The organism is Aquimarina spongiae (assembly GCF_900141785.1).
GTDB classification, from domain to species: Bacteria; Bacteroidota; Bacteroidia; order Flavobacteriales; family Flavobacteriaceae; genus Aquimarina; species Aquimarina spongiae.
The window spans coordinates 212286-227947 of record NZ_FQYP01000003.1 but is presented as its reverse complement, the minus strand read 5'-3'; the positions used below and the strand labels follow the sequence as shown (position 1 = coordinate 227947).

The 15662-nt window shown below is 36.1% G+C and carries 16 protein-coding genes; 4 read left to right on the top strand and 12 right to left on the bottom strand.

Annotation, left to right across the window (positions count from 1 at the left end; genetic code table 11):
• Positions 1-17: 17 nt before the first annotated feature.
• Positions 18-470, bottom strand: a complete 453-nt coding sequence (locus tag BUE24_RS08445; protein WP_073315567.1) for a hypothetical protein — start codon at positions 468-470, stop codon at positions 18-20.
• 202 nt (positions 471-672) lie between these two features.
• Here BUE24_RS08445 and BUE24_RS08440 point away from each other — a divergent pair, with 202 nt between their 5' ends.
• Positions 673-894 (top strand): hypothetical protein, encoded by a 222-nt coding sequence (locus BUE24_RS08440; RefSeq protein ID WP_073315566.1) that lies wholly within the window; start codon positions 673-675, stop codon positions 892-894.
• A gap of 130 nt (positions 895-1024) precedes the next feature.
• Positions 1025-2152, top strand: a complete 1128-nt coding sequence (locus tag BUE24_RS08435; protein WP_073315565.1) for a pentapeptide repeat-containing protein — start codon at positions 1025-1027, stop codon at positions 2150-2152.
• Here the strand turns inward: BUE24_RS08435 and BUE24_RS08430 are convergent.
• Entirely contained in the window at positions 2142-2564 is a 423-nt protein-coding gene (locus BUE24_RS08430) for a hypothetical protein (protein WP_073315564.1), read from the bottom strand. The two genes, BUE24_RS08435 and BUE24_RS08430, sit on opposite strands and share 11 nt — an antisense overlap.
• A 2-nt stretch (positions 2565-2566) precedes the next feature.
• Positions 2567-3277, bottom strand: a complete 711-nt coding sequence (locus tag BUE24_RS08425; protein WP_073315563.1) for a methyltransferase domain-containing protein — start codon at positions 3275-3277, stop codon at positions 2567-2569.
• A gap of 71 nt (positions 3278-3348) precedes the next feature.
• On the opposite strand from BUE24_RS08425, the gene BUE24_RS08420 reads away from it, so the two are divergent.
• Entirely contained in the window at positions 3349-3918 is a 570-nt protein-coding gene (locus tag BUE24_RS08420) for a nitroreductase family protein (protein ID WP_073315562.1), read from the top strand.
• Positions 3919-3975: 57 nt separating this feature from the next.
• Here the strand turns inward: BUE24_RS08420 and BUE24_RS08415 are convergent, their stop codons facing one another.
• The 4 genes from BUE24_RS08415 to BUE24_RS08400 all read right to left on the bottom strand — a co-directional run bounded on the left by BUE24_RS08415 (position 3976) and on the right by BUE24_RS08400 (position 6906).
• Positions 3976-4320, bottom strand: a complete 345-nt coding sequence (locus BUE24_RS08415; protein WP_073315561.1) for a hypothetical protein — start codon at positions 4318-4320, stop codon at positions 3976-3978.
• A 164-nt stretch (positions 4321-4484) separates the two neighbouring features.
• Positions 4485-5258 (bottom strand): TIGR03915 family putative DNA repair protein, encoded by a 774-nt coding sequence (locus tag BUE24_RS08410; protein ID WP_073315560.1) that lies wholly within the window; start codon positions 5256-5258, stop codon positions 4485-4487.
• A gap of 15 nt (positions 5259-5273) precedes the next feature.
• A complete protein-coding gene (locus tag BUE24_RS08405; RefSeq protein WP_073315559.1) occupies positions 5274-6536 on the bottom strand; it encodes a putative DNA modification/repair radical SAM protein in 1263 nt (420 codons plus the stop codon).
• Positions 6526-6906, bottom strand: coding sequence for an endonuclease domain-containing protein (locus tag BUE24_RS08400; protein ID WP_073315558.1), 381 nt, complete (start codon positions 6904-6906; stop codon positions 6526-6528). Before BUE24_RS08400 ends, BUE24_RS08405 begins: the two co-directional genes overlap by 11 nt.
• A gap of 166 nt (positions 6907-7072) precedes the next feature.
• On the opposite strand from BUE24_RS08400, the gene BUE24_RS08395 reads away from it, so the two are divergent.
• The gene (locus BUE24_RS08395; protein WP_244548134.1) at positions 7073-7840 is read left to right on the top strand and encodes an XRE family transcriptional regulator; all 768 of its coding nucleotides are present in this window, start codon (positions 7073-7075) and stop codon (positions 7838-7840) included.
• Here the strand turns inward: BUE24_RS08395 and BUE24_RS08390 are convergent.
• From BUE24_RS08390 to BUE24_RS08370, 5 genes are all read right to left on the bottom strand, one after another.
• A complete protein-coding gene (locus tag BUE24_RS08390; RefSeq protein WP_073315557.1) occupies positions 7837-8838 on the bottom strand; it encodes an App1 family protein phosphatidate phosphatase in 1002 nt (333 codons plus the stop codon). The genes BUE24_RS08395 and BUE24_RS08390 overlap by 4 nt on opposite strands.
• An 81-nt stretch (positions 8839-8919) precedes the next feature.
• Positions 8920-11190 (bottom strand): sodium-translocating pyrophosphatase, encoded by a 2271-nt coding sequence (locus BUE24_RS08385; RefSeq protein ID WP_073315556.1) that lies wholly within the window; start codon positions 11188-11190, stop codon positions 8920-8922.
• A gap of 111 nt (positions 11191-11301) precedes the next feature.
• On the bottom strand, positions 11302-11832 hold the full coding sequence (locus tag BUE24_RS08380) for an inorganic diphosphatase (RefSeq protein WP_073315555.1): 531 nt from the start codon (positions 11830-11832) through the stop codon (positions 11302-11304).
• A gap of 170 nt (positions 11833-12002) precedes the next feature.
• Positions 12003-14498: a DUF5686 and carboxypeptidase-like regulatory domain-containing protein gene (locus BUE24_RS08375; RefSeq protein ID WP_073315554.1), complete on the bottom strand. Its 2496-nt coding sequence runs from the start codon at positions 14496-14498 to the stop codon at positions 12003-12005.
• A 111-nt stretch (positions 14499-14609) separates the two neighbouring features.
• The gene (locus BUE24_RS08370; RefSeq protein ID WP_073315553.1) at positions 14610-15587 is read right to left on the bottom strand and encodes a pyruvate dehydrogenase complex E1 component subunit beta; all 978 of its coding nucleotides are present in this window, start codon (positions 15585-15587) and stop codon (positions 14610-14612) included.
• Between the last annotated feature and the right edge of the window lie 75 nt (positions 15588-15662).

Below are 15662 nucleotides of genomic sequence, written 5' to 3'. Positions count from 1 at the left end.
CTATAGATATAAGTTATCTATTTAATGATGAGTTCTTTAAACTTTACGGTGGGTTTGAGACTTATGATTTCTACCGGATGTTTATTGCTTAAATTTTTATTGATTTTAGACAACTCAATCTGATCCTTTAGTGTTCTTAAATCGGCTTTGGGATATTTTTTGATCAGTTTTCTTAGATATTCGGTTACTGCGGGTTTGATCTCAGTGGTATTAAGATCTTCGATTGTTTTTTCTTCAATAGTTTCTTCGGCGGCTCCTTTTACGATAAATCGATAAATGACATTTAAGTTTACTTCTTGTTGATCCGAAGATTGAGCAGTGGTTTCATACAGATAAAATAAGGTGTCTTTGATGACTACACCGGTTTCCTCTTCTGCAGACGAGGAGGTTGAGGTGGTTCCTTTTTCGTTTTTACCACAGGAAATAAAAGTCAATAAAATGAGTATGCTATAAAAAAATACATTTTTCATAGAAGCTTTGTATTTGGTTGGATCTATTACAAAAGTAATAAATAAGAAGGGTAAATGTCAATTCCTCAAAAAACGATGAAATGTGTTTTTTATCGAAAATCGCGGATTAATTACGCCTCATTTTCTTTTTTTATGGTTTCCAAAAGTACTTTAATACCTCTTTAACCACATTTTCCATCGGAAAGTTCTAAAAATCAATAAGATGAAAGAGGATTTGAGCATTGCCGAAATAAGATTAATCATACGAAACTTGATTACGTTCATTGTGGTTGAGGGTAAAGAGTACGTGAGCGATGAGTTTAAAAGGGAATATGTAAAAGGATATGTGCATTTACTAATCAAAATTGTAAATCAGATTGATGAAGAAGAAAAATCCTCACTGGTCGAAGATATCGCTAGTGATATCGCAACGTACTTAAATTAAGTTCAGTATTTGTTGGATACCTTTATGTTTTGAAGAAAGCCTTTTTTATCCCTGATAAATCAGGCTTTCTTTTTTTATGTCATAATATCTTTTATATCTTAAGCGTTTAAAATCCAAATCCCCTAGACAAGTGAACAACGAACAAGAATATATCGAAAGGTTAAAAACCGAAAATAAGATTCTTCAGGATAAGCTTGATAAGATCAGTCAAGGAAAACAAAAGAAGAAAAGATTTAGGCTATGGTTGCTCAAAAAATCAAGTACTCCACTCTTTGGGAAACGTCTTAAAAAGAGCATTAGCAACGCAATTAATGAGTATAAAGAGTATAAAACGGTATCTGTAGATACAGTTTCTGATGTTTCTTCTAGTGTGATATGGAGAGTTACTCGTATAGGACTGTTTGCGTTTATGGTAGGAGTAATTCCTGCAGCGGTTTTAATTTTTCAAACCAAACTATTAGTCAATCAGAATAAACTGATCACCAGTCAAAATAATTTGGTCGAGGCGGATAGAAGATCCTCTTTAGTTTTTGTAATGGGGGATGTATTGGCTGATCTGAATGAAGAATTAAAATACAAAGGATCCGGTGGGCGTAACATTAGTAAGACTCTAGAAGCTCGGATTATTGGATTATGCATGGCCATGAAACCTTATCAATTTATAGAAGATGGTGAACTGATTGAAACACCGGTTAGTCCAGAAAGAGGTCAATTGCTTTTCAGTATTTTGAAAAGTGACTTGGGAGCAGAATCATCACAGGATATCCTAAACTCTGCGGACTTTGACTATACGTATCTCAAGAAAGTAAATTTAGGTTCTGGTTCAAATTTAAAATACGCACGATTGAACTACGCTAATTTCACTGAAGCACAAATGCCTGCTTCTAATCTCGAAAGAGCAGAACTTAAGGAAGCAGAGATGAGTAAAATTAATCTTTCGGATGCGAATCTAAAAAGGTCAAAACTACATCAGGCAAACCTTAAAAGGGCAGAGCTATTAAGTGCGGATCTTACCCATGCCAATTTGTACGGAGCGGACCTTACAGGAGCAGATCTTTCAGAAGCTACCTTATGGGGGGCTAAATTTGATAAAGCCAAGCTAACCGATGCTATTTTGGATAATGCCATTGTAGATCGTCAGGATTGGATTGATTATATCGATGATACCTGTGATGTAGAAGGTGCTGGTGATATCGCTAGTAGATACCGAGTAAAAAAGCAAGGTAAACAACAATTTGTTCTTGTTCCTAAAAAATAAGTCGGTGTACTTTGGCTACCAGCCAATTCCCTGCAGGAAAATACAATGCAAAAAATAATGCCATTCCCAAACTGAAGTTTTGTGGGTTAAACAGTTGATCCAATATGTTGTTTGGATAGACATAAGAGGTTTGTAGCCAATATCCTAAAAACTCCAAAATACCCATGGCAACCAATCCGTATGCATATTGATTAAAAAAGCTGTACTCTTTGAGCAGTATAGAAATGGGTACCATGTATAAAATATAACATGTAATGACTTGCCACCAATACGAAAATCGGGCAATCTCCATTTCTGCACCAAACTGATTCATACCTAGTCCCCAACAGAAATAAATAATGATATAGGTAAGTAAAAGTGTTTTAGGTGTGCTTTTCAGAGTCTGAAGTTGGTTTGTAAAAAATTGTTTCATGTTTATGAGGGTAGATCAAGGGTTGCGATCATTCTGAAAAAAGGTTTTTTCCGTATAATATAATCTTCTACGTTTCCTTGTCGAATGATCATTTCAAGTTCTTTTTTGGTAAATGCTCTTTGAATTGCTACTAAACCATCTTTTTTTGCCATTTCTGAAATGGGGAGAAGACGGCTAGCAATTTTAAAGAGAAAATAAGCTATAGGACTTCGATACAACTCGCTAAAAATAATATGTTTTACGTTTTTGGGCTGGATTTTTTTTAAAAAATCTGCAAGTTTTTGATTATCAAAATGATATATAAAGTGGCTGCTAATTAAGATATCACATTCCGGAATTTCAAATGTAGGAGAGAGGATATCGGCAACCAAAAATTGTATGGAATTTTGGTGAGGGGTATTTTTTTTAGCAAACTCAATACTTTTAGGGTTCCCATCGATTCCGGTATATGATGCGTTAATATTCTTTTGCAGTAGTTGTTTGGAAAGATAACGCAGACTGTCTCCACCGCCGCATCCCAAATCCACTATATGAATATTTTCTTTATACTTCTTGTTGCTACAATACTTCAGTACGGATCGGGTTAGCTGTCGATGATTTCCAAAAATTGAATTGATAGTTCCTAAGCTAGATAAGGTGTCTTCAAGGACTTTACCAGAAAGGGATAGGTCATCTAATTGTTCAGAAATGTTTAGTCTAACTTTTGGATTCACAATAGGTATTTAACTTTGTATTTTAGAATTGGTCTAAATAATAGTGGTAACTTTACAGAAAACAAAATTGTATGAAGGATATTAGTGAACTTATCAAAAACAGGAGGTCCGTTTTTCCTCCACAATATAATAATATTCCAGTTTCAGACAAGTTAGTCAATGAACTTTTAGAAAATGCGAACTGGGCTCCTACACATCGATTAACAGAACCTTGGCGGTTTAAAGTGTTGAGGGGAGAGGCTAAAGATCGATTAGGTAAATTTTTGTCGGATACCTACACCGATATTACTCCGGATATTGATTTTTCACCTTTTAAGCACAAAAAAATTATCAATAATTGCAAATCTGCCAATGTAATTATAGCGATATGTATGCAAAGAGACTTGAAAGAAAGGGTACCAGAGTGGGAAGAGGTAGCATCAACGGCAATGGCAGTACAAAATATGTGGCTTACCTGTGCTGCTCACGATGTGGGATGTTATTGGAGTAGCCCAAAGTTGATTGATTATATGGGGGAGTTTTTTGACTTTGAAGAAGGGGAACGTTGTTTAGGGTTGTTTTATGTTGGGAACTATGACAAACAAGAACCTTTGGAGTCGAAAAGAGAACCTATAGCAAACAAGATCCAATGGTTGGATTGAGAAAATAAAAAAGCCATCCCAATTGAGATGGCTTTCTTTTTAATCTTATAACAGTAATTACTGTTTTAAGGCATCCTTCACAGCATCTGATGCTTTTTCGGTACCTTCTTTTACAGCGTCAGTTGCAGCATCTTTTGCAGCATCTACTGCCTCACCAGCAGCGTCTTTTGCAGCGTCTACAGCTTCACCAGCAGCATCCTTTGCAGCATCCACAGCTTCATCAGCAGCGTCTTTTGCAGCCTCAACTGCTTCACCAGCAGCCTCAGTTGCGGCCTCAGCAGCTTCAGTAGCCTCAGCTGCAGCTTCAGTTGCAGCTTCTTCTGCTTTATTAGCAGTTTCTCTACAAGATGTTACCGATACAGCGAACATTAGAGCCAAAGCTCCTAGAAAAAATTTTTTCATAATAAATAGATATAGTTAATTGGTTACTTAACGTCAAACATAGTGTTTTATTTCGTTTTTTTGAAAATATTGGTGGGGAAAAAATCCACACTTTATGATTAAAACAGCCTGTTTTTTGTGGTGTTTTCACAGGTAAACTGTGGTAAATAGAGTAGAAATGAAGGTTATTGAGGTTTTTTTTCAGTCAGATATTTCCAATACCTTTTGGGTAAGTGTTGAAGATGAAGTTTGGTGTTTTTTCTGGATTTGATATTTACATTTTTATAATAAGTATCCCATAACTGTTGGAATTCACTTTCTTTATCATCGTAGTTGTCGGATATTTTTTTGAGAATATGCTCTTCTTTATGCTCAAAAGTGACAGTGTCGACCGAAATTAAATCATAAAAGATTCCATACTTGCGTTTCATATCAAAAATTAACCACTTTTGATCTGCGTATCGATCTTTGAAATGATTGATGATCAATGGCAATACATTAAAGTCAGGTTCTACCGTTGAAACATAGATTTGATCGGTAGTCAATTGAAATCTTACAAATGCCTCCATCCTGTGTTTTTCCCGATCAACCATCCGTGCTACTTGGCTAATTTTGAGAATATCCTTATTACCGAAATCGATGCCTTTAGAGGAATCATTTTTAAAGGTGTATTGTATATATCTTAATATGGTGTTCTCTACTCCTTTAATTTCGCTTAGGAAAACCTTGAAAACATCTTTTTGCTCTTTAGAAGTTGTTTTTTTGCAAAATGCTTTCCATACTCTTTTTGCTCTTTGTTCGTTGGTAAATATGGTTTCTGTGGTGGCAAAAAAATCAGCAGTATTTTGAAATTCTTTTTGAATAACGGGAGCTGAAATTTTTTGTTCGTAAACGGCAAATACACAACTTAAGAACCCATCAAAACTTCCGTCGTATTGTAAATTTGTAGTTGGATTCATAAGTACCGATCTTTTTTAGGAAAATAGACTTAGTTGCCCATCAAAGTACTTCTTATACTTTGTACTGCTATTTTTTAGTATTTTTTGTTTTAAAGTTTCAGGTGAGTATTCTTTGGTGTAGAAGTCTTTTGAATCACAAACAATAAAGTATTGCGTCCGATTAAGTGCGATACCAATAGCTTTGAGGTGTGACCAATTAAGTCGTCTAAACTTTCTTGCCTGAATAATTTTTGAGACCGAAGTCATCCCAATTCCTGGTACTCTTGCCAACATGCGTTTATCGGCGGTGTTGATATCAATAGGGAAGTGCTCAAGGTTCCTTAAGGCCCAACTTAATTTGGGGTCGATATCCAGATCCAGATTTTGATGTTGGGAATTAACGATCTCCTGAACAGAAAATCCATAGAACCGAAGTAACCAATCGGTTTGATATAATCTGTTTTCACGAAGCATAGGGACTTGAGACCCTAAAGATGGCAATCTAGCATCAGATAAAACAGGTACGTAACCAGAATAATATACACGACGCATATTAAACTTTTTGTAGTAATATGTAGCAGATCGAATAATGTCCCAATCACTTTCTCCCGTCGCTCCTATAATCATTTGGGTACTTTGTCCGGCTGGAGCGTATCTGGGGGTGCTTCTAATGATTTTTCGTTCAGATTGGTATTTGGTAATTTCGGTACTTACCTTATTCATAGGTTTGATAAAATCCTCATGTTTCTTTTCTGGAGCCAGCAGTTTTAATCCAGAAATAGTGGGGATTTCAATATTTACGCTTAATCTATCTGCATACAAACCTGCTTCACGCATCAGTTCGTCACTGGTTCCTGGTATGGATTTTAGGTGAATGTATCCGTTGAAATTTTCTTCTAATCGTAGTTTTTTAGCAACTCGAATTAGGCGCTCCATCGTATAGTCGGCATTTTTGAAAATCCCAGAACTTAAAAATAACCCTTCTATATAATTTCGTCGGTAAAAATTAATGGTAAGATCTACTACTTCCTGGATTTTGAAAGCCGCTCTTTTAATATCATTGCTTCTTCTGGTCACGCAATATGCACAATCATAAATACAATGATTGGTCATTAATATTTTTAATAGCGATACACAGCGACCATCTTCGGTATAGCTATGGCAAATACCCATACCTGTGTTGTTTCCTAAGCCTTTGTTGGTGTTCGCTCTTTTGCCTCCACTACTGGCACACGAAACATCATATTTTGCCGCGTCTGCTAGAATGGAAAGTTTTTCTTTGATGCGATCAAACGACATAAGGCGTGTTCGAAGATTTTATTTGTTGTCTGATTGTTCGCAAGATCTCATCCATATCTACCAATACCTGGTGATCAGTAAATCGCAATACGGTAATTCCTAAGGAAGAAATAAATAATTTTTTTGGTGCATCTAGATTGTAAATATCTGTAAACTCATGAGCATAGCCATCTATCTCTATGGCAATACGAAGATTAGGACAAAAGAAGTCGAAATGATATCGTCCTATGGTTTGCGATTGTAAAAAGTGATATCCCTTTTCATTCAATTTTTTTTCTAAACTATGAATCACTTCAAGTTTGTTGTTCAAGGAATGCTTAATGATTTTTTCAGGGACTTTTTGATGTAAAGCGATGGTCTGTGTTGACATGGGTGGTATGTTTAGTAGTAATTTTTCCAAATTTATGGAAAAATTCCATATAATTTAAAATTTATTTATGTTAAAATTGGAATTATTCCAAAATCTCGTATATTTGTTACTAGTTATCCCAAACTCCTAGGTGTATTTATGAGATAAAAATTTAAATCCTGATTTTATGGATAAAATGACTGACCAAACCGTTAAGCGATTTAAACAAATTCGCGAAGAGAATCATTATACCCAATCAGATTTTGCCAAAGTCTTGGATATCAAAAACTCTACAGCAGATATCGAAAGAGGCAAAACAAAAATTTCTGGTAAAGTAGTAGCCAAATTGCTGCAGGAATTTAGTATCAATCCGTTGTGGTTATTTGGGGAAAGTAATCAAAAGAAAATAGCTCTGGAACATGGGGATGTATCTCCAAAAGTGGTCACTGTAGATCCGCAGAACAATGAAAATATCGTGTTGGTCAATGTAAAAGCAGCAGCAGGATATCCGCATAATGTTCAGGATTTAGACTGGTATCAACAATTGCCGGCTTTTGATATTCCTTTACCAGAGTATAGAAATGCTACATACAGAGGTTTTCAGGTAGAGGGAGATAGCATGATACCTGTTTTGGAGCCAAAAGAATGGGTGATAGGAAAGGCAATCAACAATCTTTCAGAAATAGGAAGTAATGTGATATGTGTGATTGTTCTGGAAGATAGTGTTGTTGTAAAAAAGATTCGAAAGAATGAGGATGCTTCGACCATTACTTTGGTTTCTTTGAACCCAGAATATTTACCCTATACTATTAAGGCGCATCAGATCGTGGAGTTGTGGGAGGTCAATAGTAAGCTCAGTTTTAATGTAGATGCCAATTCTGATAATGCAAGTATCAAACAACTACAAGAAGCAATGCAGGTATTAACTTCGGAAGTAAGAAGCTTAAAAAATTAATGGATTAGACCATTTTTTTTGGCATGGTCAAGAGCCTCATCAGAGGTTCGAACCAACAAAACAGGGCAGGATGTAAAAGTGCTCATCATTTTTTGAATGCGCTTTTCTTTTCTTCTGTGATTTACACTTCGCAAATAAATTGCCAGAATTCTACCAGGAAAATCTTCAGCTATTTTTCGATAGATATAGGCGTCCTTTTCTCCACAATCACCTATCAAAACGAATTTCATTTTTGGATAAGTTTGCAGTAGATTTAGAATTTCTGATTTTTTATGCGGAATTTTTGGTTTCGGTGTCTTATCAAAAGGAGTTCTAAAATCTCGAAGTAGGATAGGGCCTTTTGGAAAATTGTTTTTTTTGAAAAATGCACTTAAGTAATCATACAAATTCCAAGGACTGTTACTAACATAGAAAAACGGATTCTCGGGTGTTGTATTGGTGCCTTCTTGTAGTTTTTTGTAGAACTTTACTGTTCCCTCAATAGCTTGTCTTTTATCAAAATTTTTGAAGATGGTATTTGCAATGACTCTCCATTTAAAAAAGGAAGCTACTCCAGTATGGATAATAGTGTCGTCAATATCGCTGATAATACCAAATTCTGCTTTGGTGGAGGGGATAAGCATTTGACTTGGAAATTCATTATCATCAATGATTTCCTTTCTAATTTCATCGCTTTTATAAGATACTTTATACGGGAACCAACCGTTTTGATCTAGATGATCTTTACAAGAAGAGGTGTCTATTGTAAAATTGTAATATCCTTCATGATCCGTTTTTGTTTCTAAGATGGTACCATCGGGGAGTGTAATAATTATGGATACGTTTCTGACTTCATCACTTTCAAATTGACGATAAATGTTTCGTAATGTTTTTGAAATTCGTTGATTCGTGCTAAAATCTATATTCTCGTCTTCTAGAGCTCTTCCGGTGGCACGGAATAGAGTGTTCGTGCCATATCCAAGATAAGTATTAATCCGCAAAGCTTTTTTCTTAAACATCTAGAAAACGATAGATTTTAGTATAAAAATAAACAACCCCGCCAAAAAGAGCGGGGTTGTACGTTATAATTTTAAGATTTTTTATTTTGAAGGAGATGCAATAGAAGTGATTTGAATCTCTTTTGCATCATTTTCTGTACTCTTTTCCGGTACAGATTCTATAACTTCAATGGTCTCTTTTGCTACTACCGTATCTTCTTCAGTATGTCCACCTAATATAGGAGCTATTACCAGTCCTACCAAACATGTTAATTTGATTAAAATGTTCATTGATGGTCCAGAAGTATCTTTAAATGGATCTCCAACAGTATCTCCTGTTACCGCAGCTTTGTGCGCATCAGATCCTTTGTAAGTCATTTCACCATCGATTTCTACTCCTGCTTCAAAAGATTTTTTGGCATTGTCCCAAGCACCACCTGCGTTGTTTTGGAAGATTGCCCACATTACACCAGATACACAAACACCGGCCATATACCCACCTAGAGGTTCAGCTCCAAATAAAAGTCCGATAATGATTGGAGTAATGATAGTGATCAATCCTGGAAGGATCATTTCTCTTAATGCTGCTTTGGTAGATATATCTACACATTTTGCATATTCTGGGGTACCTGTCCCTTCCATGATCCCAGGAATTTCTTTAAACTGTCTACGAACCTCTTGCACCATTTCCATGGCAGCCTTACCTACTGATTTCATGGCTAATGCAGAGAATACAACAGGAATCATTCCTCCAACAAATAACATTGCCAGAACGTCTGCCTTGAAGATGTTAATTCCATCAATTCCGGTAAATGTTACATACGCTGCAAATAAAGCTAATGCTGTTAATGCAGCAGATGCAATTGCAAAACCTTTACCAACGGCTGCTGTTGTATTACCAACTGAATCCAGAATATCGGTACGCTCACGTACATGATCTTCTAATTCACTCATTTCCGCAACACCTCCTGCGTTATCTGCAATTGGTCCAAACGCATCAATCGCTAACTGCATAGCCGTAGTAGCCATCATCGCTGAAGCAGCCAAGGCTACACCATAAAATCCAGCAAGGGCATAAGATCCAAAGATCGCAGCGGCAAATAAAATAACGGATAAGAATGTAGACTTCATCCCAACGGCAAGACCTGCAATGATATTCGTTGCAGCACCTGTTGAACTATTTTGTACGATATCAAGAACTGGTTTTTTACCTAAACTAGTATAATATGCAGTTACTATAGAAATCAACGCTCCAACTGCAAGACCAATAAGTGTTGAATAGAATACATTCATCGATGATACTTCTTTTATTCCTTCTCCAAAGAAGTTCATTTGCATGGTAGACGGAAGCATGTATTGTATTAAGAAGTAACTAGCTACAACGGTAAGTACAATGGCCACCCAGTTACCTAGATCCAGTGCTTTTTGTACCTGTGCTTCTTTGGCATCGTTATTTTTAACGCCAACCAAAAACGTTCCGATGATCGAAGCCAGAATACCAACTCCCGCAATTACTACAGGTAATAAGATAGGTCCCATATTCCCAAAGTCATCTGTGAACTGAGTGGTAGCAGACATATCTCGAATTACATAATTACCAAGAACCATTGCTGCTAATACCGTAGCGACGTAAGAACCAAAAAGGTCGGCACCCATTCCGGCTACATCACCTACATTATCACCTACGTTATCTGCAATAGTAGCTGGGTTTCTAGGGTCATCTTCAGGAATCCCTGCTTCGACTTTACCAACAAGATCAGCACCTACATCAGCAGCTTTGGTGTAAATTCCACCTCCAACTCGTGCAAATAATGCAATAGATTCTGCTCCCAGGGAGAATCCAGCTAATGCTTCAAGAACGATAGTCATGTTGGTATAGAAAGATCCTTCATTATCCATGAATTGCGAAGTGAAGAAAAGGAAAAACAAACTCAATCCTAGAACTGCCAGTCCTGCTACTCCTAATCCCATAACCGTTCCGCCTCCAAAAGATACTTTCAATGCTTGCGGGAGACTAGTTTTTGCTGCTTCGGCAGTACGAGCGTTCGCTTCGGTAGCGATTCTCATTCCGATGTTTCCTGCAAGAGCAGAGAAAATAGCACCAAAAACAAAAGCCGGAACAATCATCCAGCTTGTAGTAGGCACTATCATCGAAATACCAAAAAGTGCAGCTGAAGCAATAACTACGAAAATTAATAATAATCTATATTCTGCAGCCAGGAAAGCCAGAGCTCCTTCTTTGATACTTTTTGAAATGCCCTGCATTTTTTCATTTCCCGGAGCCTGCTTTTTTACCCAAGCCATTTTAATAAACATAAAAAGTAGCCCCAGAATAGCCAATGCGATTGGCACGAAGATCATGTTTGATTCCATAAATATATTTTAAGTTAATTAGTCGCTAAAAGTAGTAAAAATACCCTAAATACAAAAAGCTCAATATTAATTAGAAAATATTGAGCTTTTTTATGTTTTTTTAATCAAAACTTAATGAATACTAAACAATCCTTCTGGTTTGTTTTCGATATCTTCAAAGCGCTTTACGCAAGCTTTGATGATTTCTCTGGCTTCATCGATATTACCCCATCCACCTACATCAACTTTCTTTTTTTCTAAATCCTTGTATACTTGAAAGAAATGTTCGATTTCGCTGATCAAATGCGGGTTCATTTCTTTTAAATCTGCTAGGCGATTTGCGATTGGATCGGCAACTGGTACACAGATAATTTTTTCGTCAGGCCCTTTTTCGTCTGTCATATGAAACACACCAATTGGTTTTACTTCCATTACACAACCAGGAAAAGTAGGTTCTGTAACCAAAACCAAAACATCTAGTGGGTCTCCATCTAGTGCCATTGTTTCTGGAATAAAACCATAATCTGCAGGATACATCATTGAAGAAAATATCATACGATCATAGCGTATTTTTTTTATATCAAAATCATATTCATATTTATTACGACTCCCTTTTGGAATTTCAATCAGTACGTCAAAGCTTTCTTTGGTAGCTGCGCTCATAATTTTTGTTTTCATTTAATGGGCGGCAAAGATAGGTATTACAAGGGGTTAGTTAAAATTTATCGCAAAAAATATTGAATAAATACGAAAATTTTAATGTTAAGATAAACTATAACGTTTTCTAATGTCAGAAAATTCAAAAAAACATACGATTAAAAAGCAAAAAAGAATTAGAAGTAAAACCCGAATGATCCTGTAACTCCAAATTTTCTAGCGTCTGGATTATCGAAATAATTCCCTCTAAAATGGAAATCAATTCTGAAGATCTTGAAAATATTTCCTACACCAAAACTGTATTCCCAATAGACTTCATCATCTGGAGCAATCAAAATTTCGTTGGAAGGAGCACTTAATAATAGGTTCTCTTCGGATAGTTCTCCCCAAACTCCTCGAATTCCTACTAATTCCCTAAGGTTTAACTTCCTTAATAAAGGGATTCTCGAGAATATCCTACCATTAAAATTATGTTCTAAGTGTAAAGAAGCATAGGTGTCCGTAACAAACTCATAAAAGTTGAGTAGGGGGAACGTATTGTAAATTGATAAATAAGTTTGGTTACCCGGAACTACACTCAATAGCCCTAGGGGAACTTCTCCATATGTTTTTCCAAGCTCGAGTGAACTGTTTAAAACTCCAAAACCACCGATATTCCAAGGTTGTCTATAGAAAAACTGTACTTTTTGATAATCAAAATCACTTTCTAGTATTCCTTTAACTCCAACGCTGTAATTAAGAAACAGTGTAGCAAAATCCCCGTCGTTTACTGTGATTCTATCTACTCCGTATCCAGTGGTCTTTCTTCCCGGAGTGTAGGCGAGTTGCGTAGAGATTTCGGTCTGTTTAATTTCTGAACGTAGTTCGTTAGTGTCTTCGTCAATAAAATCGAGACTAAACAAAGCACGGTCTGCAGGTTTTAGGGTTCTAAATGAGCCTGTAACCCCAAAAGTGAAATTCTTTCGTGGTTCTATTTGCATAGAAAATGCAGAAAGGTTAATCGAGGTTAATCTCGTATTATCTCCAGTGGTTACAATCGATGAAGAAGCCAAACTTCTTCCTTCTACATCATTCGTATTGGTAAGACTTGCACCGAGCTGCTCGACATCTCTTCGGTTTCCGGCAGAGACAATTAACCTAGATTTACGATCTACCAGGTATTTTCCTGAAACGCCGTATTTAAATTTGTTATCTCTAAAACCATAAGCTCCATATCCTTCTATACGCCAGCGGTCATTAGGTGTAAAATAAGTACGCCCACCAGCACGAACTCTCCATCCTTCAATAGCATTAAATCCAACTGTAGAGAATAAAGGTCCAAAATCAAAACCATTAAATTCTACGTAACCGGATGCCAGTATGGTACCTATATTATATAGACGTTTAAAAGCTTTTACAGTTCTTAGCGTATCAAGCAGCTTGTAAACCTTTTTCTCATCTTTATTTAATTCTTCCATTCGAGCGTTTTGCCAGAAAGAATCTTCTCGGTTGTAAATATCCTGATCGTAAGGGTCTACCTGAGTTTTATAAAACTTTTTGTTCTTTTTGACATCAAATTTATAGTTGTCATAAAGGGTAGTTCTTTTTCCGTAAACTCCTCTGGATTTTTCTTTTTTGCTAAACGCAAAGTCAGATTGAAAATAATCTTTGGTGATCAAAAAGATGGAGTCATTAAGCACGTCAAACTCTTGTTCGATATATAAATCTTTTACCCAGTTGATATTAGCACTTTTGGTAACTTCGAGATTGATGTCTTTAATGGCCCATGTGGTATCGTTTACCCAAAAGTCCCCTTGAAAAGTAAGTTCATTTTTTCGACGAGGATAATATACAATGTTGTAACACCACTTATTGTCTATATAAGCACTATCTGAAAGCACATAGTTGTATACATCGATTCCGGTTCTGGATAACGGACTGGTAAAACTTTTATCAAAAAACTTTAAATAATTATCGTAAACATCATAATCCGAATATAAGTCTTTTACAAAGGCGATTAGAGTTTGGTTATCACTAAAACCTGCATTTTTATTTCCTTTCAGAACTTCTTTGTAATCATTGGAAGTGTTATCACCATAAACCTGGGATATGGCTTCATTTAAGAAAATCGGTAGATATGTTTTTCCTGTAATCCTAGAAGTATCAACATCATCGAAGATAAACTCCATACCGTTAAAAATACGACTGTTGATCAAAGCACTGTCAATGGTGTTCAGATCAAATTCCAATTTCTCATATTTGTCGTATTGATATTGTTTGAATTTTTTTACTCCATTCACCCTTCGATTTTTCCATATTTTTCTGAGGATATCGATGGCTGGGTTGTTCTTTTTAGAAGTTTTTCCTTTATAAATTACAACCTCGTCCAGGGCAGCGGCTTCTTCTGCCAGGGTGATTTCCATATTATAGGTCACCTTTTTGGTCAGCTTGATTGTTTTCGTTTCAAAACCAATAAATGAAATCTTGATGCTCGAGTGATTGTCATCAGATTCCATATAAAACCTACCGTTCTCGTCGGTAATTGTACCCACGGTAGAGTTTACAAATACAATATTGGCAAAAGGAATTGGTTGTTTATTACTGTCGTATACTTGACCACCAACTTTAGTTTGCGAAAGAAGAAAGGAACAGCTAAATAGCGTTAATATTCCTCCTAAAATCAAATGTTTCATCCAAAGTTATTAAAATTAATACTTGTGATAGTTAGTGGATCACATCATCAATTTTTAGGCCACTTTTTGACGGTAGCTTAAAATTGATGAACGCAAAATAAGCGCTTTATTTTATTTATACATCACTTTTTTTACAGCTTTAACAACATCTTTGCTGTTAGGAAGCCATTCTTCTAATAATACAGGAGAATATGGAGTAGGCGTGTCTGCTGTATTAATTTTGATAATAGGTGCGTCTAAGTAATCAAAAATGTTAGATTGCACCTGGTATGTTATTTCAGAAGCAATATTTGCCAGTGGCCATGCTTCTTCAAGAATAATTAAGCGATTTGTTTTTTTGACTGACGTAAAAATGGCGTCCAAATCCAAAGGACGAACCGTTCTTAAATCGATGATTTCACAAGAGATGTTCTCTTTTGCTAATTCGTCTGCTGCTTTGTAAGCTTCTTTGATAATTTTACCAAAAGAAACGATAGTAACATCATTTCCTTCTCTTTTAAGCTCTGCAACTCCTAATGGGATGGTGTATTCTCCCTCAGGAACTTCACCTTTATCCCCGTACATTTGTTCACTCTCCATAAAGATCACAGGATCATTATCTCTAATCGCAGATTTCAAAAGGCCTTTAGCGTCTTTAGGATTTGATGGTACCACTACCTTTAAACCAGGAGTATTTGCAAACCAGTTTTCAAAAGCTTGCGAGTGGGTAGCTCCTAATTGACCTGCAGAAGCTGTAGGTCCTCTAAACACAATTGGAATATTAAATTGTCCGCCACTCATCTGGCGCATCTTTGCTGCATTATTGATAATTTGATCAATACCTACCAACGAAAAGTTAAATGTCATGAACTCGATAATAGGTCGATTACCATTCATAGCACTACCAACACCGATACCTGCAAAACCTAATTCAGAGATAGGAGTGTCCAAAACGCGGTCTGGTCCAAATTCGTCAAGCATTCCTTTACTTGCTTTGTATGCTCCATTATATTCTGCTACTTCTTCTCCCATCAAATAAATAGATTCGTCTCTGCGCATCTCTTCACTCATGGCTTCACAAATTGCTTCTCTGAATTGTATCGTTTTCATAGATATATATGTTATTTTTGTGCTACACGAAAGGCAAAAGTAGCAATTAATACCCTTTAGTAAGACCTGAAAATT